Genomic DNA, 25,859 nt, shown 5'->3' on the forward strand with positions numbered 1-25,859 from the left:
AGGAAATCGCGGACCCGGGGTGGGCGCGTGTTCAAGGCGATGAAACATCGCCCGGCGCCGTTCGCGCGCAATGGCGCCGCGCTGCCTACACTTCCCCTGCACTCCCGAGGACCCACGCATGTCGGAACCCCAGCTGTTCGCGATCGGCATCCTGCTGGCCTGGCTTGCAGGGGTGCGCGTGTACCTGACCGTGTTCGGCGTTGGCATCGCCGGCGTGCTCGGCTGGCTGGACCTGCCACCGGCGCTGGAAGCGGCGCAGTCGCCGTGGGTGCTGGGGGTCGCGGGCGTCCTTGCAGTCGTGGAGTTCCTCGCCGACAAGATTCCCGGCGTGGATTCGGTGTGGGATCTCGTGCACACCCTGGCGCGGGTGCCGGCGGGTGCGTTCCTCGCTGCGGCCACGCTGTCGCCCGATGGCGAGCTCGGTGCCGGCATGCTCGCCACCGGCGCGGGCGTGGCGCTGGCCAGCCACCTGCTCAAGAGCGGATCGCGTGCGTTGATCAATACCTCGCCCGAGCCGCTGAGCAACTGGACGGCATCGGCAACCGAGGACACCGTGACCGTCGGTGCGCTTGCGCTTGCCATCACCAACCCGTGGCTTGCCCTGGCCCTGGTGCTTGGGCTGGCCGCGTTCGCGATCGGAGGCCTTGTGTGGCTTTGGCGCAAGCTCTTCCGCAGGGCCCGTGCACGCAGCTGACACGATGCGACCGCTGCATGGGTCGGGCACCGGCGGCTCGGGCATAATCGGCCGCCGCGCCGGGGACCGGGCGCGCGTTTGCCTTTCAACGGGATATGGCCGCAGAGTCTCATGATGGAGAGGGCTGACGACATCCGACGCGCCGAGTTTCCGCCGGCCGGCTTCTGGCGCCGGTGGGCGGCCGATGCTCCTGCGGCAAAGCTGCCGGCCGACGACGACAGCGAAACCGCCCGCACGCGCGCGGAGATCGCCTCGGCCGCGGCACGTGCCGGGCAGTCCGGTTCGAACGAGGCACCGTACCGGGTGATGATCGTCGAGGACGACCCCAGCCAGGCGCTGTTTGCCGAAAGCATCCTCAACGGTGCCGGCATGCAGGCGCAGGTGGTGCCCGACCCCGGGCTTGCCATCGCCACGCTCGAGGTGTTCCAGCCCGACCTGGTGCTGATGGACCTGCACATGCCGTCGATCGACGGCACCGAGCTCACCCACATGATCCGCAGCCACGGCGCGTTCGCGCAGACGCCGATCGTGTTCCTCACCGGCGACCCGGATCCCGAACGCCAGTTCGAGGTGCTCGAGCTCGGCGCCGACGACTTCCTGACCAAGCCGGTACGGCCGCGGCACCTGATCGCCGCCGTGCAGAACCGCATCCGCCGCGCCCGCCAGGCGCAGGCGCCGGCGACCGAGGGCCGCCACCCGCTCACCGGCCTGCTCACCCGCAACCGCATGCTGCAACGGCTGGCCGCTGGGATCCCCGGCGAGGGCAACGGCGCGCTGTTCTTCGTCGAGCTCGAAGGCATCGCCGCGCTGCGCGATCGCATCGGTTATGCCCTGCTCGAGTCGGTGCTGGTGGAGGCGAGCCGGCATATCGCCGCGCTGAGCGAAGGCCATGCCGCGGCGCGGCTCAACGACAACACCTTCCTGGTCCACGCCGACGTGGCGCCGGACGACCTGCTGGCCTGGGCGCGCGAACTGCGGGACGGCCTGGCACGCCGCGAATTCAGTGCGGGCGAAGAGGCCATCCGCCTGCGCGGGCGCATCGGTGCGCTGTCGCTGGCCGACGGCTTCCAGGATGCCGGCAGCGCGCTGGCCGCCGCCGAACACGCGCTGCGGCTGGCGCGGCTGGAGCCGATCGGCATCGCGCGCTACGTAGCGCCCGACGTGCGTTCCACCGACCCCTCGCTGGGCGAACTGGTCGCGCATGCGATCGCCGAAGGCCGCATCGAACTCGCCTACCAGCCGATCGTGGCGGTGGCCGGCGGCGACGATCCCCAGTACCAGACCCTGCTGCGCCTGCGCGGCGGCGACGGCACCCTGCACACAGCGGCGGAAATCCTCCCCGCGGCGGAAGCGGCCGGGTTGCTGGAGGAAATCGACCGCCACGTGCTCGACCTGGCGCTGTCGACGCTGCAGGCGCAGCGCCAGCGCGGGCGCACGCTGCGGCTGTTCGTGTCGCAGTCGCCGCGCAGCCTGGGTTGCGACGGCTACGCGCCATGGCTGCTGGCCGAACTCGGTGCACGCGAGATCGACGGCGCGCAGCTGGTGGTCGACGTGCGCCAGGACGACGCCCTGGTACATGCGGTCTCGCTGCAGGAGTTCTGCGCGGCGGTGCAGAATTCCGGCGTGCACCTGTGCCTGTCCGGCTACCGCGTCGGCGCGGAATCCGACGCGCTGCTGGCGCAGTTGCCGCTTACCCATGTGCGGCTGTCGGCGCACTACTCGACGGGCTCCGGCGACCAGCTCGTGCGCGACGAGATGCGCGACGCCATCGAACGTGCACACCGCTCTGGACTGCAGGTGATCGGCCAGCAGGTGGAGAATCCGCAGGCCGCCGCAACGCTCTGGATGAGCGGCATCGACTACATCCAGGGCAATCTCGTGCAGGTCGCCGGCCGCGAGGTCGACTTCGATTTCCAGCACTCCGTGCTCTGAGGACCCAGGATGGTCATCCGCCCACGCACCTCCCTCCTGACAATGCGGTGGTTGGCGCTGGGCGCCACGGTCGCCACCGCCACGACGCTGCTGCTGGCGATCGCCGGCATCCCGGGACCCTGGCAGGGCGTCGCGATCGTGCTGGCGCTGCTTGCGGCGGGCGCCACCGCGGCCGTGGTCCACGGCGTGCAGCAGTGCCGGCAGGCGCTCGACGAGGCCGATGCGCTGGCCCGCCAGCATGAGCGCGAGCGCGAGGAACTGCAGTCGCAGCTGGAGCTGCATACGCAGCTCGAATCCCAGTTGCGCCAGGCCAAGCAGGCGGCGGAGTCCGCGGTGCTGGCCAAGGGCGAATTCCTCGCCACCATGAGCCATGAGATCCGCACGCCGCTCAACGGCATCGTGCCGATGCTCGACCTGCTGATCCACGCACCGCTCGCGCCGGAACACGCCGACCTGGTGCGTACCGCCTACACCTCGTCGCAGCAGATGCTGCGCATCGTCGACGACATCCTCGACTACTCCAAGCTCGAGGCGGCGAAGCTCGAACTCGAGATCACCAGCTTCAACCTGCGCGAACTGCTGGAAGGCGTGATCCAGATGATGGAGCGCCCGGCGCAGAGCAAGGGACTGCGCATCCACCTGCAGATCGAGGCCGGCGTGCGCCTGCCGGTGCGCGGCGACCCGGTGCGCCTGCGCCAGGTGCTGGGCAACCTGCTGAGCAACGCGGTGAAGTTCACCGAGCGCGGCTCGGTGTCTGTGACGGTGCGCCGCCTCGGCGAAAGCAGCGCGCAGCACCAGCTGCGTTTCGAGGTCCGCGATACCGGCATCGGCATCGCGCCGGTCGCGCAGTCACGGCTGTTCCAGGCCTTCAGCCAGGCCGACGCCTCGACCACGCGCCTGTACGGCGGCACCGGCCTCGGGCTTGCAATCTCCAAGCGCATCGTCGAGCTGATGGACGGCCATATCGGCGTCGACAGCGTGCCGGCGCAGGGCACCACGTTCTGGTTCGAACTGCCGCTGCTGAAGGTGCATGGCGACCTGCCCTCGCAGGAGCGCATGGCCGACGGCAAGCGCCTGCTGCTGCTGAGCGCGGACCCGCGCCTGCGGTTGCGGCTGTCGATGCTGCTGCCCAACTGGGGCCTGCGCGTGACCTCGGTGGAGACCACCCAGGAAGCGCTCAACCGCCTGCGCACCGCCGCCTCGCAAGGCGCGCCGTGGGCGTACTCGCTGGTGCTGGCCGACCTCGCCGGGATGCGCAATACCGCGCTCGCGCTGTATCGCAACCTCAACCGACAGGCGGTCTACGGCGAACTGGAACTGATCGCGCTGTACGGCGACGACCCGGTGCCCGACGAGATGCAGGCCGGCGTGACCCTGCTCAGCCGCCAGGCCCCCGACGCCGACCTGCGCGCCGCCCTGCTCGGCCCCGGCGATCCCTCGCTGCGCGAACGCATGGACATGGAGATCGACCTGTCCGCGACCCGGGAACCGACGATGTCCGCACCCGCCTCGCCCGCGCCAGCTGTGCCGACCGTCGCGGCGGCGGCCGACACGCCGTTGCGCACGCCGCGCGTGCTGCTGGTCGAGGACAACCCGGTGAACCTGATGGTGGGCCAGCGGCTGCTGTCGATGCTCGGGATCACCTGCGACACCGCCGGCAATGGCGAGGCCGCGCTGATGCGCATGGGCACCTCGCGCTACGACGTGGTGCTGATGGACTGCCAGATGCCGGTGATGGATGGCTACGAGGCCACCCGCCGCTGGCGCGGGATCGAGGCCGCCGAAGGCGTCAACCGCCACCTGCCGATCATCGCGATGACCGCCAACGCGATGGCCGGCGACCGCCAGCGCTGCCTCGACGCGGGCATGGACGACTACCTGCCCAAGCCCGTCACCCGCAGCGAACTCGAACGCTGCCTCTACCACTGGTGGAACCCCAACCAGCCGGAGCCCGCGATGGACCCGGGCGCCGGCCTCGGCGAGTTCGTCGCGTCGGGCGATCTGGTCGGTGACGACGCAGCCGGGGATCCCGGAAGTCAGGCGGCAGCGAGTGCGCCGCCGGTGCCCGCGACGCATCCGGCCGGGGATCTGCCGTCGCCGGTGGAGGCACCATTGGCCGCCGCGATCGCGCAGGCGACCGCTGAAACACCGGCTCCACGGTCGCCGGCAGGCCTGGAAGAAGCCGCGCCATCCGACACCGTCGCCGCGCAGCCGACGACGATGCCCGTCGCGATGCAGGACGCGCCGGCGGGGGTGTCGTATCCGCTGGCTCCGGCCGCGTCCCTGCCGTCAGGAAGTGCCGCGCCGGCCGCGGCGGCACCTGCCGACCCGGCACCGTTGCCGGCATCGGCGTTGGCCGCGGACCGCACCCTTGCATCGACCGGAACGCCGGTCTCCACGCCGACATCCACGCCCACCGCAGCTCCGGCGGGCCCTGCACCGCCGGCCATCGCCGCAGCCGCGCCAGCGCGCGACCCGGCACCAGCGCCCGCGGCGACACCGCCCGAGCTGCCGCCGGTTATCGACGAGGACGTGCTCGAGGAACTGCGCACCATGCTCGGCGACGAGGTCGATCACCTGATCGACGTGTTCCTGGAGGACACGCCGCGGCTGATCGCGCGGCTCGAGGCGGCGGTCGACGGACCCGACTACGACGCCCTGCGCGATACCGCGCACTCGCTCAAGTCATCGAGCGCCAACCTCGGCGCGATGCTGCTGTCGGCCAGCGCCCGGCGGATCGAGGCCGGCGCGCGCGCCGGTACGCTCGAGCGCCCGGCGGTTGCGGTGGCGATGGTTGCCAACGAGTTCGCGCGCGCACGGGCGCGCCTGCGTGCGGGGCGCGCCACCACCGCCTGAGGCGGCTCAGTCGTCCATCTGTTCCTGCAGGTAGTTCTGGATGCCCACCCGGCCGATGAGGTCGAGCTGGGTCTCGAGCCAGTCGACGTGCTCTTCCTCGTTCTCGAGGATCTCGACCAGCAGCTCGCGGCTCACATAGTCCTGCACCTGCTCGCAATGCTCGATCGCCTCGCGCAGCAGCGGGATGCCATCCAGTTCCAGCGCCAGGTCGCACTCGAGCATTTCCTGCACGTTCTCGCCGACGCGAAGCTTGCCCAGGTGCTGGAAGTTCGGCAGGCCCTCGAGGAACAGGATGCGCTCCGACAGCCTGTCGGCGTGCTTCATCTCCTCGATCGACTCGTCGTACTCGTGCTTGGCCAGGCGCGGGAAGCCCCAGTGGCGAGCCATCTTGGCGTGCAGGAAGTACTGGTTGATCGCGGTCAGCTCGTTGTAGAGCGCCTTGTTGAGGTACTGGATGACCTTGGGGTCGCCTTTCATGGCGGGCTCCGGACGCGGGGACGGCGCCTACTCTAGCCGCGCGCTCCGGCCGGCGACGGAACGCGAATCACATGCATCCGCCATAACGCGGACACCCCGTCGGGGACGGGGTGCCGGTTGCTCGCTGCGGGTGGAACCTCAGGCCGCGCGGGCGATGCCGGGCAGCGGAAGCACTTCGGGTTCGTGTCGCCGATGCGCCTGGGCGAGGAGTTCGCCGGCCATCTCCACGCAGCTGCCGCAGGTGGCGCCACAGCCGGTGCGCATGGTCAGTTCATGGACGCCGGTGCACCCGGCAGAAGCGGCGGCCGCGATGTCGCGGTCGGTAACCCCGTTGCAGATGCACACGTACACGGTCGGCGGCACTCGATCGATGGACTGGGCGTATTCCACGCCAAACGAGAATGATTGTCAATCGATCATTGAGAACATGACGCATTCAGCGAAGCCCGTCGCCCCCGCGTTGCCCCTGGTTCTGCCCTCCGCCGGTGCCCGGCCGCGTCCGTGGACGCTGCTTGTTGCGACGTGGCGCATGCCGAGGCGCCGGCGCCAGGCCCATGTGTGGCACCGCCTGTGGCCCCGCGACCTGGCGCGCGAACGGCGCGAGGTGGCGCAGCGCGCTGACGTAGACGCCGCGCTTGAAGGTCACGACGTGGTCGAGCGGATACCAGAAATCCACCCAGCGCCAGTGGTCGAATTCGGGCTTGTCGCAGAGATCCAGGCGCAGGTCGCTCTCCTGCCCCGCGAACTGCAGCAGGAACCACACCTGCTTCTGGCCGATGCAGACCAGGCGGTCATTGCGGCGGATCGCCCGCGGCGGCAGCCGGTAACGCAGCCAGCCCGGCGTCGCGCCGAGCACCGCAACGTGTTCGGGCAGCAGGCCGGTTTCCTCGCGCAGCTCGCGATACATCGCCTCGAGCGGCGTCTCGTCGGAATTCATCCCGCCCTGCGGGAACTGCCAGCCGTCATGGCGCGTGCGCCGGGCCCAGAAGACCCGACCGTCGGGATGCATCAGCACGATGCCGACATTCGGTCGATAACCGTCCGGATCGATCACGATGCGGACTCCAGATTCACTGCGATCGACTCTGCCATGCCGGGCATGAAGCGACAAGCACGACGGCCGGGGCGTTGACGCGAGGCCGTGCGCAGTGGAGAATTCCGCGTTCGCCGGCCACCAGGCCGGGCATCCATTGGCTATGTAGCTCAGACGGTTAGAGCGCGAGACTCATAATCCCGAGGTCGGTGGTTCGATTCCACCCATAGCCACCAGATTCGAGAAGCACCGACCCCGCGTAACTGCGGGGTTTTTGTGGTCGGAAGGGTACCGCAGCGGATCGGACGTAGCGTTTCAGGGGCTTGACTCCTGTGCCTGTGACACCTCCTGTGACACTTCAACCTGTCACAGGGGACGCCGGGCCACCGCTTTTGACCCCAGCACTCGAATGGGGAGACCCACTTGGGGAGCCCTTGCTACGTGCGGCGAACCGGCGGTCGCCCAGAGCCATTCGGCGGCATACTGCCCCAAGGGATACCGGGGCTGCGCCAAGGAAGAAGGAAAACCACCTCGAAAGCGCATGCCTAGATGCGAGGGTCTGCGTGCAGCTCAGCTCAGCCCAGCGCACCGAGTTTGATGGCGCCCCCTAACCGGAAGGCGCCCGCCACACGAGGATGACGCTCGCCTGACATCCGGGCACAGGCGAGATACTGACAAGGCGTCGTCAGTCCGTTCCACGGCAAGGGAGGCCACGTGAAGCCACAGTTGTACGCCAGCACCTATGAGCGGCTCCGCACCGAGCCGACCTGGCGACTGCTGTCAGCCAACACCGCGCCGGAAGTGCTGGCCCTGCTCAGGTTCCTGCTCTACGACACCGAGCGTACCCTGCCGGCCTCGGTCCTGACCGAGCGGCTCACCACCGAACTCGAACTTCTGCGAACGCATGGCCGGGAGCTGGGAGGCGCTGCCGCCTACTACCTGCGCGACTGGCTGCAGGCCGGGTGGCTGGAACGCCGCTATCCGGAAGGGGCTGAGGAAGAGGAGTACGAGCTGAGCGCCGCGGCGATCCAGGCGCTGCGGATCCTCGACAGCCTGCAGACCCAGCGCACGGTGGCCACCGAGAGCCGGTTGTCGTTGGTCATGGACCAGCTCGCCCAGCTCACGCGCCAGACCGACGCCGACCCGATCACCCGCCTTGAGCAGCTCTACGAGGACCGCCGGCGCATCGACGCCGAGATCGACCGGGTCGCATCCGGCGACGTCGACGTGCTTGAGCCCGAGCGCGCGGTCGAGCGCCTGCGGGAAATCGTGGCGCTTTCGCGCGACCTCACCGAGGACTTCCGCCGCGTCCGCGACCAGTTCACCGACCTCAACCGATCATTTCGCGAGCGGATCATCGAGGAGGAGGCGCAGCGCGGCCAGGTCCTCACCGACCTGTTCGCCGGCGTCGACGTGATCGCCGAGAGCCCGGCCGGCCGCACGTTTGCCGCCTTCTGGTCGCTGCTCACCGATCCGGAGCAGAGCGCGCAGCTCGAATCCTCGATCGATGCGATCGCTTCGCGCGAGTTCACCGCCCAGCTGCAGCGCGAGGAGCGCCTGTTCCTGACGGCGCTGACGCGCACCCTGCTCGACCGCGCCGGCAGCGTAAACGACACGCAGACCGGCTTCGCCCGCAGCCTGCGCTCGTTCGTGCAGAGCCGCGAGTACCAGGAGCAGCGTCGCCTGACGATGCTCCTGCAGTCGGCCAAGGCAGATGCGCTGCACGTGCGCCACCTGCTCCGCCCCGAGCACCAGACCGGCCAGTCCCTCCAGCTCAGCAGCGCGACCTACCGTTCGGTGGGTCAATGGAAGCTCCACGAGCCGGTGCAGCCGATCACGGCCGGCGCGCTGGAGCCGGACGATGCGCCGGCGATCAGCCTCGAGGAGGTGCAGGCGGTGGTCGAGCAGTCCGAGATCGACTTCCGCGCGCTTTACGCCCACCTGCGCGAGGTGCTGACCACGACCTCGCAGGTCACCGTCGGTGGACTCCTGGCGCGGCGCCCGCCCGACCAGGGCCTCGGCACCGTGGTGGGCTACCTCGCGCTCGGCGCCAAGCATGGCGAGATCGCGCTGGATGGCCGCGAGCGCGTGGAATGGACCACCGGCCGCGGCCACGCGCGCGCCGCCCACATCCCGCTGGTCTACTTCCTGGCCGAGCGCCGCGAAGAAATGCATGGTTGATCCCGCCTCCGCCGCGGCCGCGCCCGTCGCGTCGCTGTTCCCGTCCGACACCGGCACGCTGGCGCTCGACGCGCGCCTGGCCCTGTGCAAGCTGCTGACCGGCCCTTACATCGACCAGGACAGTCCGCACTGGCCGGCCCTGCTCAGGGACGAGGCGGTGCTGCGCAGTCGGCTGTCGGATGTGTTTCTCGAGCTCGTGCTCGATCGGGACCGCAAGGTTGCCTTCACCCGGCAGGCCGACACCGGCGAGCTCGACACTCCGATCCTGCTGCGCTCCACCCCGCTCTCCTACCTCGAATCGGTGCTGCTGCTTCACCTCAGGCAGGTGCTCGTCGACGCCGAGAACCAGGGGCTGCGCGCAGCGGTGGACGAGAGCGAGATCGTCGAGCACCTGGAGCTCTACACGCCCGCCGGCGGGGACCGGGTCGCAGCCGCGAAGCGCATCTCGGCCGCGATCGACAAGATGAGGAAGAACACGATCCTGCAGGCGATCCGGGGCGCCGAGCGCCGCTACGAGGTCTCTCCCACGCTGCGCCTGCTGTTCAACGCCGACGACGTCGAGGCGATGGCTGCGTCCTACCGCGCCCTCGCCGGCGCCGCAGTGTCCACCGAGGACGAGGATGTCCATGCGATCGACTGACGCCCCCAACCGCGTGCTGTTTGGCGAGCTTCCCGCGCCCGCTGACGAGCAGTTCCGCATGCGTACGCTGCAGGTCTGGAACTGGGGCACGTTCTCGCGGTTGCATACGATCGACATCGCCGAGGACGGCATGCTCCTGCTCGGTCCGAGCGGCGCCGGCAAGTCGACCCTGCTCGATGCGATCTCCGCGATGATCGTTCCGCCCACGAAGGTTCACTTCAACGCGGCCGCCGAAGAAGGCGAGCGCGGCGGCCGCGACCGTACGTTGATGTCCTACGTGCGCGGCGCGTGGGCGGACAAGGGCGAGGAAGGCTCGCGCGACGTCTCCAAGCAGTTCCTGCGCCCGGAGGCGACCTGGTCGGCAATCGCGCTGACCTACGCCAACCGGCTCGGCCGCATGGTGACGCTGATCCGCCTGTTCTGGGTCACCAGCGCCTCGCCCACGGCCAACATCAACCGGCACTTCATGGTCGTCGACGGGCCATTCGATCTCGCCCGCGAGCTGACCGGGTTCGATGGCGATCGGCGCAAGCTGCGCCAGCAGCTCGACCGCCCGGCCATTCGTCACCACGAGGACAGTTTCGCCGCCTACCAGGAGCACTGGTGCCGCGTCATGGGCATCGAGGACACCACGGCGCTGGAGCTGCTTCACCGCACGCAGTCGACCAAGAGCCTCGGGGATCTCAACAGCTTCCTGCGCGAGTTCATGCTGGCCCCGCCCGAGACGTTCGAGAAGGCCCGCCTTCTGGTGGAGGAGTTCTCCGATCTCGATGAAGCGCACCGGGCCGTCGTCGCCGCGCGTCAGCAGGTCGAGCTGCTGAAACCTGCCCAGGAGGCGTTCGCCCAGCGTCTGGACGTGATGGCGCAGCTGTCGCAAAACGACGAGCTGATCCAGGCTGCGCCGCGCTTCATCGAGCACCACCGCGTCACGCTGCTCGAGCAGTCGCGCATCGAGCTGCAGACCGCGATCGAGGCTGCGCGCGCCGAAATCGACGTGGTCGCGGCCGAGCGCCATGGGGTCGAGGACCAGATCAACGCGCTCGAGGGCCAGCGCCTTGCGCACGGCGGCAACGACATCGCGACGCTCGAAGCCAAGATCGGCGAGCTCACCGGCCAGCGCGAGCATGCGTCGAGCAAGCGGCGGCGGGCCGAATCCGCCGCCGGCGGGCTGGGCTGGACGCTGGCCACCGACGCGGCCGCCTATGCGGCCCAGCAGGCAGAGGCCCGCGCGATCGCAAGCCAGGCCATAGACCGGGCCAACTCGGCGGCCGAGCGCCGCGGCGATCTTGAGGTTCGGCGACGCGACCAGGAGCAGGAGTTCGCGCGCCTTCGCGAGGAGATCCACGCTCTGGAGACCTCCTCAAGCAACATCCCGGCCGAGATGCAGCACCTGCGCGCGCGCATGTGTCGCGAGCTCTCGCTGGCGCCCGCGAACGTGATGTTCGTCGGCGAGCTGATCCAGGTGCGCGCCGACACACTGGACACCTGGGGACCAGCGGCCGAGCGGCTGCTGCGCGGGTTCGCGCTCGACCTGCTGATCGACGAACGTGACCACAAGCGCGTGGCGCGCTGGGTCGATGACATCCACCTTGGGCTCAAGCTGGTCTACCACCCGGTCACCGCTGGCAGCCGCAGCGCCAGGCGCGAGCCGCGCTCGGACGATTCGATCCTCCACAAGCTCGAGACCCGGGCGCACGCCTTCACTGCCTGGGTGGAGCGCGAGCTGTCCGAGCGCTTCGACTACCAGTGCGTCGACACGGCTGCCGACCTCACCAAGGGGCCGCACCGCATTACCCGTCAGGGTCAGATCCGCCACGGCGGTGGCCGGACAGAGAAAAACGACCGGCACCGCATCGACGATCGCAGCCGCTGGGTGCTCGGGTTCGACAGCCGCGAGAAGCTGGCGCTGTACAAGGCGCAGGCGGCGACTCTTGGCGAAGCCATCGTCGAGACGCGACGCGCGATCGACGTGCTCGACAGCGAGCGCCAGCAGGACCACGTGCGGCAGACCGCGGCGCAGTCACTGCTCTCGCTCGACTGGCATGACATCGACGTGCTCGCGATCGCCGGCCGCATCGCCGACATCGAGGCGCAGCTCACGTCGATCCGATCCGGCAACCGGCAGCTCGCCGACATCGAGGGCCAGCTGGCCGCGGCGCGCGCCCGGCGCACGCAGCTGCACGGCCGTGCCGCCGAGCTCGCCGAGCGGGTGAAGTCGTGCACGGCGCAGCTCGCCAAGGACGAACCATCGCTCGACCGCGCCCGCATGGAGGCGGCGATGCTCTCGGTCACGCACCGCGACGCCCTGCAAGCCTGCCTGCCTGAGGGCTGGGCACCGACGCTGGCTTCGGTCGCCGGCGACGTGCAGCCCGCAGTCAACGCGCTCCACGAGACCAACCGCCGCCTCGGCAGCGAAGCCTCGGAGCTGTCCGGCCAGGTGACGCAGGCGTTCGCGCGGTTCCTGATGCAGTGGCCGGAAGAGGCTGGCGCCCTGCAGGCCAACCTCAACTGCGCGCCGGACTTCTTTGCCCGCCTGCAGCGGCTGGAACTCGACGGGTTGCCTGAGCACGAGACGCGCTTCATGGCACTGCTGCGCCAGCAGAGCCGCCAGCGACTGGCCGAACTCGCGCGCCACCTCGCCGAAGCCCGCCGCGAGATCACCAACAGGCTCGCGGACGTCAACGAAGCGCTGTACGCCGTCAACTACAACCCCGACAGCTATCTGCGCATCCGCGTGGTGGACCTGCACCTGCCCGAGCCCACAGCATTCCGGCAGCGCCTGTCGCAGCTGTTCGCCGACCAGCACGGGCAGGCGACGGCCGATGCCGCCGTTGCCGAGGCTCAGTTCAACCTGCTGCGCGAGCTCGTGCTCGACCTCAAAGCCGACGAGCCAGAAAAGCGCCGTTGGCGCGATGCGGTGCTCGACGTGCGGCGCCATGTCGAGTTCATCGCCGACGAGCTAGAGCGCCGCACCGACCGACAGATCGAGGTCTACAGCGGCAGCTCGGGCAAGTCCGGCGGCCAGCGGCAGAAGCTGACGGCGACCTGCCTGGCAGCGGCGCTGCGCTACAAGCTCGGCGGCGCCGACGGCGGCGTGCCGCAGTACGCCGCGGTCGTTCTCGATGAGGCGTTCACCAAGACCGACAACGACTTCACCGCGACGTCGATGCGGATCTTCACTGAGCTCGGCTTCCAGATGATCGTGGCTACGCCGATCAAGTCGGTCATGACGCTCGAGGAGTTTGTCGGGGGCGCCGCGTTCGTCGTCATCCGCGATCGCAAGCAGTCGGGTCTGCTCGCCATCGAGTACGACAGCGGAGCGCAGCGGCTCAGCTGGACCGAGCAGACACGTGCTGCTCGAGATGCGATCGCCGATGCGGACGCCTGAGCAGGTCAGGGACCGCCTCACGGTCATCTGGCGACGCCGCTGGACCGACTGGCTCGGGGGCGCAGGCGAATGGCCACTAAGCCTCCCATTGGATCCGCCTACCGAGGCCCAGGCGTCGGCGAACTGGTCGACGTTCGCCCGGTGGGTCGAGACGTGGCAGGGCTACGCGGGTCCCGGGCACGTTCGCCGCGCCACCCGCGCGTGGAGCCGGATGGGCAGCCAGGCCGTCCCCACGCACGTCGAGTTCGCATCGGCCGCTGATGTCGCCCAGACGCTCGGCTCGATCGCGGCCGCGGAGTTCCGGCAGGCCGATGCACGTTTCACAGAGCGGCTCGCTGCGTGGCCGGATCTCGAGGTGAGCCTGCGAGACCAGGCCGCTTGGCTGCAGGCACTTGCCGACGAGGACTATGCCCGGGCGGTCAGGGTCTTCGACTGGCTCAGCGCGCACCCGGGCTGCGGACTCTACGCGCGGCAGCTGCCGGTCGCGGGCGTGGACACGAAATGGCTTGAACGGCATGCGGCTCCGATCGCAGCACTGCTCGCCGCCCGGCTTTCGCTCCCGAAGGGGCCCTTGGCCACCGTCGCGGGCCTGGCGGTGGACCCACCCAAGCGCCGGATCAGGCTGCTCGATCCCGCCATGCGCGAGCGATACGGAGGCCTGAGCGACCTCACCGTACGGCTGGACGAGTTCGCTGCCCTCGATCTCGGCGCCCAGGTGGTCCTCGTCGTCGAAAACCTGCAGAGCGTCTTGGCTTGCGAAGAGCTCGCCGGCGGCGTCGTGATTGCAGGCGGCGGCTTTGCCGCGACCGAGCTCGCCCGTCTGCCGTGGCTCCGCGATGTGCCCTTGCTGTACTGGGGCGACATCGACATCGCCGGTTTCCAGATCCTCTCAGCCCTGAGGCAGCATCTCCCGCAGGCTCGATCGTGCCTTATGGACGAATCGACACTCATGCTTCATCGAACGCTGTGGTCAGTCGACCCCCACCCTCCGCGAGTCACCGGACTGGGATACCTGACGCCCGAGGAGTCCACTGTCGCGCAGGGCCTGGTCGACGGGCGATGGGGCCACGGAGTGAGGCTGGAGCAGGAACGCATTGCATGGCCCCATGCCTGGACCGACATCGTGCTGGCCGCGAACGCAGCGATGACTGATCAGAACAACCGTGCGGTACCCCTCAGCGGGCAAGCAAAGGAAACCGCGTGAAGCACCGACACGAAGTCACCCTCCAGCAGCTGCTCGACGCCCGCACAGCCGGCATCGCAATCGCCACCTCCGATCCTGGCGACCGGGCCCTGCTCGGACAGCGGTACGAGGAGGCAGTCGAGGCCTACGGGAAGCAGGAGAATCCGAGCAAGACACATCGGGCCAAACAGGGCTATGCGTTGGCAATGCTCGGCAGGAACGACGAAGCAATCGAGCTGCTCAACCGCGACAACGTCGGCACGCATCACGAGGCGCTTGCAGTGCTCGCCTGGGCCCTGTGGCATGGCGGTGAAGCAGCAACCTCAAGACACCCACACCGTGAAAGCTGCAAGGACCTGCTCCTACAGGTGCAGGCCCACCCTGAACCGAGCGCCGTGGCATGCCGGATCCTGCTGAAGCTGTGGTTCTCGGTCGGTATCGGTGGTCGTCCTGAGCAGGAGGCGGAACGGGCCGTCCGGCTGCATCCCCAACACGGCCACTTTGTCGTCGTCCTCGCAAGGGAGCGCCGCATGGCGGGCCGAGCGGACGCCCAGACCTTGGAGCTGCTGATTCCATTCTTGGACGCGCGCATCGCAGGCATCCTTGAAGAAGCCTTCCAGACGTCCTTGCACCTCGGCAGGCAAGACGTCCTCAAGGAGGTGCTCAGTCGCCTCCGCGCCAGCTCGGCAGGCACATGCGGTCATGCCTCAGAGCGGCGTGAGCTCGACAAGCTCGTTGCTTACAGCGAACTGGCTCTAGCGCGTGGCGGCGACGCCACGGCGGCACCACGCGGCTGGGAGTTGATTGCTCCTCTCATCCCAACCGCCAGTCAGGAAGAGTCCCAGCGCCATGAACGCGGCCTCGACACCTGCAGGCTCGCTATTTGTCTCGCAGCCGAGATGAAGGACGAGGCCGCCATACAGTCTGCGGTCTCCGCGCTTGTGCGCGCCATCGCCGCACGGCAGCAGCGTGGCGGCGGAACAGGTCGGGGTCGGGGCTGTTGGAGGCGGCGCGCCATGCCCGGAGTAGAGCTGGTGCCGGGAGGGTCGGCTCAGTCCACCCGGTCGCGCACGCAGCGTGCCAGCGCATCGGCGAGCGCCGGCATGACCAGTGCACGCCGGCTGCCCAGCGCACTGTAGGCCGGCCGCGCCGCCAGCCAGCCGAACTCCGCCGCCATCCGCCCGCAGACGCCGCGCGGGTCGGTCGCGGCGGCCTGCGCCGCGCGGTGTGCGAGTTCGAGCCAGGTCACCGGCTCGCCATTGGTGAGATGCCAGATGCCGGCTTCGCCATCCACCAGCAGGTCGAGGCAGGCATGCACGAGGTCGGGCACGTAGGTCGGCGACACGGTGACGTCGCTGGCGGCCTCGAATGGCAGCCCCGCGCGCAGCGCGCGCAGCAGCAGGCAGACGAAGTTGTACTGGTCCCACGGGCCGAAGAATGCACTGGTGCGCACCACCAGCGCATCCGGATGGTGGTCGAGCACCAGCCCCTCGCCGCGTGCCTTGCTGCGGCCGTAGACATTGAGCGGTGCCACCGCGTCGTTCTCGACATAGGGCGCGTCCTGGCGGCCGTCGAAGACCAGGTCGCTGGAGAAGGTCACCAGCGCGACGCCATCGCGGGCGCAGGCGCGTGCCAGCGTCGCCGGCCCGTCGGCGTTCTCGCGGAAGCAGCGTTCGTGGTCGCGTTCGGCATCGTCGACGCGCACGTAGCCCGCGGCGTTGATGATCGCCCAGGGTTCGCAATCATCGAGCGCGCGGCTTACCGAATCGGGATCGGCGATATCGAGTTCGGCGCGGGTCAGCACGCGGCAGGCCAGCCCGCGTTGCCGGCAGATCCGCGCGAACGCGCCGCCCAGCGTGCCAGTGGCGCCGGTGATCAGGATCGGCCGTGCCTGCACGGGGCTGGGCCCGTCTTCACCGCGCGACTCCGGGTGCAGCATCCGCGACGGCCGCTGCCACCAGCCCGGCGAGGCCAGCACCGGATGCGAGGGCGCCTCGCCGCGGGCGAGCTGGGCGGCCATGCGCGCCAGCGCGGTGGGCCGCGGAGTGCCGCCGCGCACGTCGAACACGCCGCTTTCGTAGTAGCCGCGGCACTCGGTCAGCAGGCAGTCCCAGTCGTGACTGCCCAGCAACGCCCACAGCGTGATCGCGCGCAGGTCGACGCCTGCCTCGCGCGCGCGGCGGGCGCCCTGCCAGATGCTGTCGAGCCAGCGCAGCTGCTCCTCGCGATGCCCGCCCAGGTGCACCTCGGTGATCGCGATCGGGATCCGGTAGCGATCCCACGCTTCCTGCAGCAACGCCTCGATACCGGGCGGTGGCGGGTCCAGCATGCGCACCGCTTCCACGTCGACATAGCGATGCCGGCCGTTGCCGCCATGCAGCGCGGGGGGATACCGGCCAATGTCGTCGTCGAGGAAACGTTCGCTGGTGACGTAATGGTTGGTACCGATGATGTCCGGCGGGCACGGGTTGTCGGCGAACCAGGCGATGTCCTCCGCACTGGCACGGCAGTCGCTGCGCAACCAGCCGTACACCGGGTGGGTGGGGTCGACGCGGCCGCACAGCAGGTCCCACGCCAGCCAGCGCAGGTGGTTGTTGAACCCGGCCTGGTAGGCCAGCGCGGGCACGGCCCAGGTGCGACCGAGGTCGTCGGTCTGCACCAGGCGCGCATCGGCGCGCACCGCGCGGATCGCGCGCATCGCCAGCACCGTGCCGCGGCATTCGTTGCGCAGCACCTGCCAGAACACGGCAGGGTCCCGGCCGTGCGGCGCCCAGCATCCGTAGAGCCCGCTGAAACGCGCGGTGGTCAGGGGTTCGTTGACGGGGGTCCAGTCGCGCACCCACGGGTAGCGCGCGGCGACGGCGGCCGCATAGACCGCGAATTTCGACGCGAAGTCGGGATCGACCAGGCTGGTCTCGGCCGGCCCGCCGCCGTGATGCAGCAGGCCGACGATCGGCTGCACGTCCAGCGCGCGCAGGCGTTCGAGGCAGGCGTCGGGCCAGGACCAGTCCGCGCCCGCCACGCCGTGCGGCGCGACATGTTCCCACAGCACCGGTTGGCGCAGCGCGCTCAGGCCCAGCGCCGCGAACGCGTCGAGGTCGTCCGCTCGCAGCAGATGTCCATTGCGCTGCAGCTGGCTGAACCAGGCATCGCCCACGCGGTTGATGGTGCATTCCACCCCGCCCCACAGGGCGATGCCGCACGTCCCCGCGGCGGGGGAGCGCGGCATGGCGTCAGGCCGTCGCCGCCGGGACCGCCGGCGGTGCCCCGACGTGCGTGGCGAGGCCCATCTTCTCCTCGACGTACTGCGCGGCCTTCAGCGCCGCGCCCACGCACTGGTCCATGTTGTAGTAGCGGTACTGCGCCAGCCGCCCGACGAAGGTGACGTCGCGTTCGGCCATGGCCAGCGCCTCGTAACGCTTGAACAGCTGCTCGTTCTCCGGCCGCGGCACCGGGTAGTAGGGCTCGCCCTCCGCCTGGGGGTACTCGCGCACGATCGAGGTGCCGGCATGCTCCTGCCCGGTGATGTGCTTGAACTCGGTGATCCGCGTGTACGCGTGGTCGTTGGGATAGTTGACCGTGCCGACGTCCTGGTAGCGACGCGTATCGGCCAGGTGTTCGTGCTCGAAGCGCAGCGAGCGGTAGGGCAGCGCACCGAAGCGGTGCTGGTAGTACGCATCCACGGGTCCGGTGTAGACCAGGTGCCGCGCATTGAACCGCTCGCGTCCGGCGAAGAAGTCCACCCCGGTTTCCACGCGGATGTTGGCGTGGTCGAGGATGCGTTCGAACATCCGCGTGTAGCCGTCCACCGGCATTGCCTGGTAGGTGTCGGTGAAATAGCGGTCGTCACGGTTGGTGCGCGTGGGGATGCGCGCGGCAACCGACGCCGCCAGTTCCGACGGGTCCAGTCCCCACTGCTTGCGCGTATAGCCGCGGAAGAACTTCTCGTAGAGGTCGCGCCCGACCGCGTTCACCACCACGTCCTCGCTGGTGCGGATCGGCTCGCGCGGTTCGCGCACGTCGTCGAAGAACGCCTGGATGGTGTCCTCGTCCAGCGACAGCCCGTACAGCCGGTTGACCGTGTCGATGTTGATCGGCAGCGGCACCAGCCTGCCGTCCACGCTGGCCAGCACGCGGTGCTCGTACGGGCGCCACCCGGTGAACTGCGAGAGGTACTCGAAGATGCGCGCGCTGTTGGTGTGGAAGATGTGCGGGCCGTAGGGATGCACCAGCACGCCATGCGCGTCGGTGCGGTCGTGCGCGTTGCCGCCGATGTGGTCACGGCGGTCGATCACCAGCACCTGCAGCCCGCGCTCGGCGAGCTGCCGTGCGACCACCGCACCCGAGAAGCCGGCACCAACGACCAGGACGTCGGTTCTCATGGTTCGCCCGTCCGCACCGCACGCACCGGCATCACCGCGCCAAGCAGCTCCGAGCGCATGGTTGCCACCGTGGAATCCCACGAGGCATCCATCGCCCGCGCGATGCCTTCGCGCAGCAGCGCCGGATCGGCGCCGTCGATGGCGCGCGCCACCGCATCGAGGAATTCGTCGGTGGAATAGGCCACATCGACCACCGGGGTGAAGTTGCGCACCACGTCGGCCACCGCGGTCGACACCACGGGTTTGCCGGTGGCCATGTATTCGAGCGTCTTGGTCGGGTTGATGTAGCGGGTGGCGTCATTGAGCGCGAACGGCATCAGGCAGACATCGAAGCCCTTCACCAGCGCCGGCAGCGCGTCGTACGGCTGCTGCCCGAGCCAGTGGAGATTGGGCAGGTCCGGCAGGTCGGCCCGTTCCACCTTCGCAAGCGGCCCGGCCATGACCACCGAGGCCTGCGGGTAACGCCGCGCCAGTGCCTCGATCAGCGGATAGTCCAGCCGCTCGTCGATGACGCCCACATAGCCGAGGATCGGTCCGGGCAGGTCGGCAACCGCATCCGGCACCTGCGTGGAGGCGAGCCGCGCGCGGCCGAAGTGGCCCACGTCGACGCCGCAACCGTGGAAGTACACCGTGGGGTGGTGGCGCGCCTTGGCTTCGTACAGCTGGTAACCGCCGGTGAACACGATGTCCGCGCGCGACAGCAGGTAGCGCTCGCGTGCGGCGATGTCGGGCGGCGCGAAGCGGAAGTTCGCGAGTTCGTCCATGCAGTCGTACACGGTGCCGCGCGCGCCGAAGCGGCCCAGCAGCACCGGCGCGCTCATCGGCGAATAGAACCATTGCACGGGGTTGGCGAAACGGCCGGCCAGCAACGGATGGCGCTGCAGCGCCTGCTCGACCAGCGGCAGCAGCAACCGCCACTGCGCATCGGTATCGGCGGGTGCGTCGTGGGGCAGGCGCGGCACCAGCCGCACCACGTTGGCATAGGGCTCGCTGACGTCCAGATGGGCGTCGCCCTCGCCGGGCATCGGATCCTCGACGAACAGCACCGCGTGGTGTGCGGCCAGCCGTGAGAACAGCTGCTGCGGACGCTGCCAGACGAAGTCCCAGCGCAGGTGGCAGTGCACCATCAACGGGAAATTCCGGCCCCGGTCGGGGGCGGCACGTGGCGCGGGCTGGGAAACCACGGCACCCCCGCCCCGGCCGGCCGTGGCATGGGTGTACATGCCCTGGCCACTGTCGAGCCTGGCCGATGTGCGCGTCGTCTGTGGTCCTTCGAATGCCCTTGCCATGTCGGTTGTCTCCTGGGGGGAACCGAGTGTTCCGCCAGAAGGCCTCGCAGCAGGGTGAAGGTCCGGACAAGGGAAATTCAGGCAGCTGAACGTCGCGCCGGAAAGCCAGCGGTGGCACGGGCCGGCCATGCTGGCCGCGATCGCCACCCCGTTCCGCCGCGCGTGCGGCGGCCCCCGGCCACGACCGGGGTGCGCAGAGCCGGCACCAGGTCCGGAGCGGCGCGGACAGCAGCGGCGACCCGGCGATGCCGACGGACCGCCGCATTGCCGCCGATGCGGCGATGCCGACGCCCGGTCAGGCCTCCACGGGCCCCATCGGCACCCGCACCATGCCCTCCATCAGCACCCGGGCGCTGCGGCTCATCACCGCGCGGGTCACCTGCCACTGGCCGTCCGCGCAGGCGGCTTCGGCGCCCACGCGCAACGCGCCGGAGGGGTGACCGAAGCGCACGGCCGCGCGTTCGCCGCCGCCGGCCGCCAGGTTGACGAGCGTGCCCGGCACCGTTGCCGCGGTGGCGATGGCAACCGCACAGGTGCCCATCATCGCGTGGTGCAGCTTGCCCATCGACATCGCCCGCACGTTGAGGTCGACGTCGGCCGCGGCGATGCGCTTGCCGCTCGACGCCACGTAGTCCGCCGGCGGCGCGACGAAGGCGACCTTCGGCGTGTGCTGGCGATTGGCCGCCTCGCGGGGGTCGCTGATCAGCCCCATGCGCAGTGCGCCGGCGACCCGGATCGCCTCCAGCCGTACCAGTGCATCGGCGTCGCCGTTGATTGCCGGCTGCAGCTCGGTGCCGGTGTAGCCGATGTCGGCGGCGTTGACGAACACGGTGGGGATGCCGGCGGTGATCATCGTCGCCTGCAGCGGGCCGAGCCCGGGCACGTCCAGCGTGTCCACCACGTTGCCGGTGGGAAACAGCGCGCCGCCGCCCTCGCCTTCGCCCTCGTCGGACGGATCGATGAATTCCAGCACGATCTCGGCGGCGGGAAAGGTCACGCCGTCGAGCTCGAAGTCACCGGTCTCCTGCACCTCGCCGTTGGCGACCGGCACGTTGCAGATGATGGTCTTGCCGATATTGGCCTGCCAGATCCGCACCGCGCCCACGCCATCATGGGGAATGCGCGCGGGATCGACGAAGCCGTTGGCGATCGCGAACGGCCCCACCGCGGTGCTGAGGTTGCCGCAGTTGCCGGACCAGTCGACGAACGCGGTGTCGATCGAGACCTGGCCGTAGAGGTAGTCGACGTCATGGTCGGGCTTCGACGACTTCGCGATGATCACGCACTTGCTGGTCGACGAGGTCGCCCCGCCCATGCCGTCGGTGTGCTTGCCGTAGGGATCGGGCGAACCGATCACCCGCATCAACAACGCATCGCGCGCCGGCCCCGGCACGCGCGCGGCCCCGGGCAGATCCTCGAGGCGGAAGAACACGCCCTTGGAGGTGCCGCCGCGCATGTAGGTGGCGGGAATGCGCAACTGGGGCGCGGGGAGTCGGGATGCATGCGTCATCGTGTGGTCTCGTTGGTTGCGCGCCTTCAGGCCGCCTTCGTCGCGGCAAGGAAGTCCTGCGCGAAACGCTGCAGCACGCCACCGGCCTCGTAGACCTCGACGTCCTCATCGGAATCCAGGCGGCAGGTCACCGGCACCTCGACGGTCTCGCCGTTGCGGCGGTGGATCACCAGGGTGAGCGTCGCCCCCGGAGCCCGGGTGCCGACGACATCGAAGGTCTCGCTGCCGTCGATGCCCAGCGTCAGCCGCGTGGTGCCCGGCCTGAACTCCAGCGGCAGCACGCCCATGCCGACCAGGTTGGTGCGGTGGATGCGCTCGAAGCCTTCGGCCACGATCGCCTCCACGCCCGCCAGGCGCACGCCCTTGGCCGCCCAGTCGCGCGACGAGCCCTGGCCGTAGTCGGCACCGGCGATGATCACCAGCGGCTGCTTGCGCTGCATGTAGGTCTCGATGACCTCCCACATGCGCATGACCTCGCCCTCCGGCTCCAGCCGCGCCAGCGAGCCCTGCTTCACGGCACCGTCGACCACCGCCATCTCGTTGATCAGCTTGGGGTTGGCGAACGTGGCGCGCTGCGCGGTGAGGTGGTCGCCGCGGTGGGTGGCGTAGGAGTTGAAGTCCTCCTCCGGCACGCCCATCGACGCCAGGTACTCGCCGGCAGCACTGTTGCGCATGATGGCGTTGGACGGCGACAGGTGGTCGGTGGTGATGTTGTCGCCGAGCACCGCGAGCGGACGCATGCCGGTGAGCGTGCGCTCGCCGGCCAGCGCGCCTTCCCAGTACGGCGGGCGGCGGATGTAGGTCGACATCGGCCGCCAGTCGTACAGCGGCGGCACCTTCGGGCCGGTGTCGACCTGCAGCTTGAACATCGGCCCGTAGACGGCGCGGAACTGTTCCGGCTTGACGCTGGCCTTGACCACCGCGTCGATCTCGGCGTCGCTGGGCCACAGGTCCTTGAGCGTGACCGGCTGCCCGTCGGCATCGAGGCCCAGCACGTCCTTCTCGATGTCGAAACGCACGGTGCCGGCGATCGCGTAGGCGATCACCAGCGGCGGCGAAGCCAGGAACGCCTGCTTGGCATACGGGTGGATGCGGCCGTCGAAGTTGCGGTTGCCCGACAGCACCGCGGTGGCGTAGAGGTCGCGGTCGATGATCTCCTGCTGGATCGCGGGATCCAGCGCGCCGCTCATGCCGTTGCAGGTGGTGCAGGCGAAGCCGACGATGCCGAAGCCGAGCGATTCCAGTTCCGGCAGCAGCCCGCTTTCCTGCAGGTACAGCTCCACCGCCTTGGAACCCGGCGCCAGCGAGGTCTTGACCCACGGCTTGCGGGTGAGTCCGCGTGCGTTGGCGTTGCGCGCCAGGAGGCCCGCGGCAATCACGTTGCGCGGGTTCGAGGTATTGGTGCAGCTGGTGATGGCGGCGATGATCACCGCGCCGTCGGGCATCAGGCCCTGGGCTTCCTGCTCGCGCGCGGTGGTCAGGTCGGTGGAGATGCCACGCGCGGCCAGCTCCGAGGTCGGCAGCCGGCGATGCGGGTTCGACGGCCCGGCCATGTTGCGCACCACGCTCGACAGGTCGAAACGCAGCACGCGCTCGTAGCGCACGCCGCCCAGGTCGTCGGCCCACAGGCCGGCGGTCTTCGCATAGGTCTCGACCAGCGAGACCTGCTGGTCCTCGCGGCCGGTCAAGCGCAGATAGTCCAGGGTCTGGTCGTCGATGTAGAACATCGCCGCGGTGGCGCCGTACTCCGGGCACATGTTGGAGATCGTCGCGCGATCACCGATGGTGAGCGCGGATGCGCCTTCGCCGAAGAACTCGAGATAGGCGCCGACCACCCGCTGGGCACGCAGGAATTCGGTCAGCGCCAGCACCACGTCGGTGGCGGTGATGCCCTCGGCCGGACGGCCGGTGAGCTCGACGCCAACGATGTCGGGCAGGCGCATCCACGAGGCACGGCCGAGCATCACGTTCTCGGCTTCCAGGCCGCCGACGCCGATCGCGATCACGCCGAGCGCATCGACATGCGGCGTGTGGCTGTCAGTGCCGACGCAGGTGTCCGGGAAGGCGACGCCGTCGCGCACGTACACCACCGGCGACATCTTCTCCAGATTGATCTGGTGCATGATCCCGTTGCCCGGCGGAATCACCTCCACGTTGCGGAATGCATGCCGGGTCCACTCGATGAAGTCGAAGCGGTCGGCGTTGCGGCGGTCCTCGATATCGCGGTTGCGGGTGAAGGCATCCGGGTCGAAGCCACCGCATTCCACGGCGAGCGAGTGGTCGACGATCAGCTGCACCGGCACCACCGGATTGACCTGCGCCGGGTCCCCGCCCTGCTCGGCGATCGCATCGCGCAGGCCGGCAAGGTCCACGAGTGCGGTCTGGCCCAGGATGTCGTGGCACACCACGCGAACGGGCCACCACGGGAAATCGAGGTCGCGGCGGCGTTCGACGAGCTGCACGAGGTAATCGCGAAGCTGCGCCGGGTCGGCGCGGCGCACGAGGTTCTCGGCATGCACGCGCGCGGTATAGGGCAGGCCTGCCCAGGCGCCCGGCTGGATCGCCTCGACCGCCTCGCGGGCGTCGTAATAGGCGAGCGGCGTGCCGGGGAGCGGCTTGCGATAGGGGTTGTTCATGGCGACTCCGGAAGGCGGACCCTGCAGGCGCGCGTGCGGCACGCCCGGCTCGGACCGGGGCGCGCGGCGCGGATGACAGGTGGATGCCGGTGATTTTAGCCCGTGCAGCCACAACCGCCCGCGACCAGGCGACCGTGCGCGCCCTTGAAACGCGTCCGGACGACGCCGGCGCGGACTACGCGGCCGCGGTATCCTGCCGCGCCGTCCGACACCGCGCCCGCATGGATATCTTCAAGGTCTTCACCGTGGAGGCGGCCCACCGCCTGCCGAACGTGCCCGAAGGGCACAAGTGCGCGCGCCTGCACGGGCATTCGTTCCGCATCGAGATCCACGTGAGCGGCGAACCGGGCGCCGACAGCGGCTGGATCATGGACTTCGCCGACCTCAAGGCGGCATTCCGGCCGCTCTACGACCAGCTCGACCACCATTACCTCAACGAGATCGAGGGGCTCGAGAACCCCACGAGCGAGCGACTCGCGCTGTGGATCTGGGACCGGCTGAAGCCGCGGCTGCCGTTGTTGAGCGAGGTCGTGGTGCACGAGACCTGCACGTCGGGCTGCCGCTACCGCGGCTGACCGGCACCGGCACTTCGCCGCCGTGGCCGGGGTGGCGAGCTATCCGGCGGTTGAACAGCGATCGCGCCGGGCCGCCCGCCATGTTGCAATGCAACATAGGACGCGGTATGGTGCACTGCACAAACCGGCGCCCCTGCCGGCAACAGCAGGATGTCGACCCATGAACACCATCAATGAGCAGTTCACCAACGCCACCCGCCAGTACGCGGACACCGCGGCCCAGGTCAACCAGCTGGCGCTGCAGAACTTCGAGAACGTCTTCGGCCTGCAGCTGAGCACGCTCGAGACCAATACCCGCGCGGCGTTCGCCTTCTGGAACGAGCTGGTCGAAGCCCGTGACCCGGACGCGATGCGCAACCTGTGGCCGAAGGGCGTGCAGGTCGCCCGCGAGAACGTCGAGCGCGCGATCGGCGCCAGCCAGGAAGCCATGGCCCGCACCGTGCAGGCCAACGAGGCCATCGGCCAGATCGCCAAGGGCCAGCTGGACTCGGCCACCGCGCAGGCGCAGGCCACCGTGCAGACCGCCGCCCGCCAGGCCGGCAAGTCCGCCCGGGCCTGATCAGGCCAGACCGGCGCAGCCTGCCGGTCGCGTGACAACTGAAGACCCGGTCGCCCAGCGGCCGGGTCTTTCTGTTTGTGCAGGACCGTGCAATGCGCATCGCCGTGCAGGCTCCCGCGCCCGGTAATCACCGAACGATCAGAAAAGCGGTGTCCCCCGCAGGAATCCGGGAGGCCCACCACGGACGCAGGGGGATGTCCAGCCGGATATCTCCGCGTCCTGCTACCACATCCGGCCGCCGGCCATCCATGGCCGGCTCTGGACATCCCCCTGCGTCCGCGGCGGGCCCCGACCTGTCGTCGCGTCGGGGCGGAGGCAACAGCGGAGGCAACAGCGGAGATCAACGGCGAAGATCGGTCGAGCCGCAAGCAGGCGACTTCGGCGGCAACCGCTCCTGACATTCGTGCCGGAGCCGGCGACGCCTGAGCCCGTCGCGTGCACCGGGGGGTGTGCTCCCAGCCGGCCATGGAGGGCCGGCGGCCGGCCGTGGTAGCTGGACGCGGACTCCGGCCGGGGGAGCACAC

Annotated in this window: 18 protein-coding genes and 1 tRNA gene; 11 read left to right on the plus strand and 8 right to left on the minus strand. The window is 69.6% G+C overall.

The genetic code is table 11. The annotated features are described in order from the left end of the window. Positions 1–118: 118 nt before the first annotated feature. From LDO11_RS14170 to LDO11_RS14180, 3 genes are all read left to right on the plus strand, one after another. Complete coding sequence (locus LDO11_RS14170) at positions 119–694, plus strand: DUF4126 domain-containing protein (RefSeq protein WP_232142104.1); 576 nt, start codon at positions 119–121, stop codon at positions 692–694. A 111-nt stretch (positions 695–805) separates the two neighbouring features. Next, positions 806–2,626 (plus strand): EAL domain-containing protein, encoded by a 1,821-nt coding sequence (locus LDO11_RS14175; RefSeq protein WP_232142105.1) that lies wholly within the window; start codon positions 806–808, stop codon positions 2,624–2,626. Between the two features lie 42 nt (positions 2,627–2,668). Further along, the gene (locus tag LDO11_RS14180) at positions 2,669–5,482 is read left to right on the plus strand and encodes a hybrid sensor histidine kinase/response regulator (RefSeq protein WP_232142106.1); all 2,814 of its coding nucleotides are present in this window, start codon (positions 2,669–2,671) and stop codon (positions 5,480–5,482) included. Between the two features lie 6 nt (positions 5,483–5,488). On the opposite strand, the gene bfr is transcribed toward LDO11_RS14180, so the two are convergent. From bfr to LDO11_RS14195, 3 genes are all read right to left on the minus strand, one after another. Next, the gene (gene bfr / locus LDO11_RS14185; protein WP_100324339.1) at positions 5,489–5,959 is read right to left on the minus strand and encodes a bacterioferritin; all 471 of its coding nucleotides are present in this window, start codon (positions 5,957–5,959) and stop codon (positions 5,489–5,491) included. Positions 5,960–6,097: 138 nt separating this feature from the next. Continuing rightward, positions 6,098–6,310, minus strand: coding sequence for a (2Fe-2S)-binding protein (locus LDO11_RS14190; protein ID WP_232142125.1), 213 nt, complete (start codon positions 6,308–6,310; stop codon positions 6,098–6,100). Positions 6,311–6,395: 85 nt separating this feature from the next. Continuing rightward, positions 6,396–7,013, minus strand: coding sequence for an RNA pyrophosphohydrolase (locus LDO11_RS14195; protein WP_232142107.1), 618 nt, complete (start codon positions 7,011–7,013; stop codon positions 6,396–6,398). A gap of 138 nt (positions 7,014–7,151) precedes the next feature. On the opposite strand from LDO11_RS14195, the gene LDO11_RS14200 reads away from it, so the two are divergent. The 6 genes from LDO11_RS14200 (at position 7,152) to LDO11_RS14225 (ending at position 15,523) form a co-directional block, all read left to right on the plus strand. Beyond that, positions 7,152–7,228: transfer RNA gene (locus tag LDO11_RS14200), tRNA-Met, on the plus strand. A gap of 478 nt (positions 7,229–7,706) precedes the next feature. Continuing rightward, entirely contained in the window at positions 7,707–9,173 is a 1,467-nt protein-coding gene (locus LDO11_RS14205) for a DUF3375 domain-containing protein (protein ID WP_232142108.1), read from the plus strand. Next, positions 9,166–9,813 (plus strand): DUF4194 domain-containing protein, encoded by a 648-nt coding sequence (locus LDO11_RS14210; RefSeq protein WP_232142109.1) that lies wholly within the window; start codon positions 9,166–9,168, stop codon positions 9,811–9,813. Before LDO11_RS14205 ends, LDO11_RS14210 begins: the two co-directional genes overlap by 8 nt. After that, a complete protein-coding gene (locus LDO11_RS14215; protein ID WP_232142110.1) occupies positions 9,800–13,201 on the plus strand; it encodes an ATP-binding protein in 3,402 nt (1,133 codons plus the stop codon). Before LDO11_RS14210 ends, LDO11_RS14215 begins: the two co-directional genes overlap by 14 nt. Then, a complete protein-coding gene (locus LDO11_RS14220; RefSeq protein ID WP_232142111.1) occupies positions 13,164–14,405 on the plus strand; it encodes a Wadjet anti-phage system protein JetD domain-containing protein in 1,242 nt (413 codons plus the stop codon). The genes LDO11_RS14215 and LDO11_RS14220 overlap by 38 nt, the downstream gene beginning before the upstream one ends. After that, a complete protein-coding gene (locus LDO11_RS14225) occupies positions 14,402–15,523 on the plus strand; it encodes a hypothetical protein (RefSeq protein WP_232142112.1) in 1,122 nt (373 codons plus the stop codon). The genes LDO11_RS14220 and LDO11_RS14225 overlap by 4 nt, the downstream gene beginning before the upstream one ends. Here the strand turns inward: LDO11_RS14225 and LDO11_RS14230 are convergent. The 5 genes from LDO11_RS14230 to acnD form a co-directional block, all read right to left on the minus strand. After that, positions 15,436–17,613: a family 1 glycosylhydrolase gene (locus LDO11_RS14230; protein WP_232142113.1), complete on the minus strand. Its 2,178-nt coding sequence runs from the start codon at positions 17,611–17,613 to the stop codon at positions 15,436–15,438. The two genes, LDO11_RS14225 and LDO11_RS14230, sit on opposite strands and share 88 nt — an antisense overlap. Positions 17,614–17,617: 4 nt before the next feature. Beyond that, a complete protein-coding gene (gene glf, locus LDO11_RS14235; protein WP_232142114.1) occupies positions 17,618–18,766 on the minus strand; it encodes a UDP-galactopyranose mutase in 1,149 nt (382 codons plus the stop codon). Further along, positions 18,763–19,893 carry a glycosyltransferase gene (locus tag LDO11_RS14240; RefSeq protein ID WP_232142115.1) on the minus strand — a complete coding sequence of 377 codons (1,131 nt, stop codon included), beginning with the start codon at positions 19,891–19,893 and terminating at the stop codon, positions 18,763–18,765. The genes glf and LDO11_RS14240 overlap by 4 nt, the downstream gene beginning before the upstream one ends. Before the next feature lie 457 nt (positions 19,894–20,350). After that, positions 20,351–21,565 (minus strand): 2-methylaconitate cis-trans isomerase PrpF, encoded by a 1,215-nt coding sequence (prpF, locus tag LDO11_RS14245; protein WP_232142116.1) that lies wholly within the window; start codon positions 21,563–21,565, stop codon positions 20,351–20,353. A gap of 26 nt (positions 21,566–21,591) precedes the next feature. Next, positions 21,592–24,201, minus strand: coding sequence for a Fe/S-dependent 2-methylisocitrate dehydratase AcnD (gene acnD / locus LDO11_RS14250; RefSeq protein WP_232142117.1), 2,610 nt, complete (start codon positions 24,199–24,201; stop codon positions 21,592–21,594). Between the two features lie 221 nt (positions 24,202–24,422). Between acnD and queD the strand changes: the two genes are divergently transcribed. After that, a complete protein-coding gene (queD, locus tag LDO11_RS14255) occupies positions 24,423–24,776 on the plus strand; it encodes a 6-carboxytetrahydropterin synthase QueD (protein WP_232142118.1) in 354 nt (117 codons plus the stop codon). Positions 24,777–24,936: 160 nt separating this feature from the next. Beyond that, positions 24,937–25,335 carry a phasin family protein gene (locus LDO11_RS14260; protein ID WP_129135025.1) on the plus strand — a complete coding sequence of 133 codons (399 nt, stop codon included), beginning with the start codon at positions 24,937–24,939 and terminating at the stop codon, positions 25,333–25,335. Positions 25,336–25,859: the final 524 nt, after the last annotated feature.

The organism is Alterluteimonas muca, assembly GCF_021191595.1.
Lineage (GTDB): Bacteria > Pseudomonadota > Gammaproteobacteria > Xanthomonadales > Xanthomonadaceae > Luteimonas > Luteimonas muca.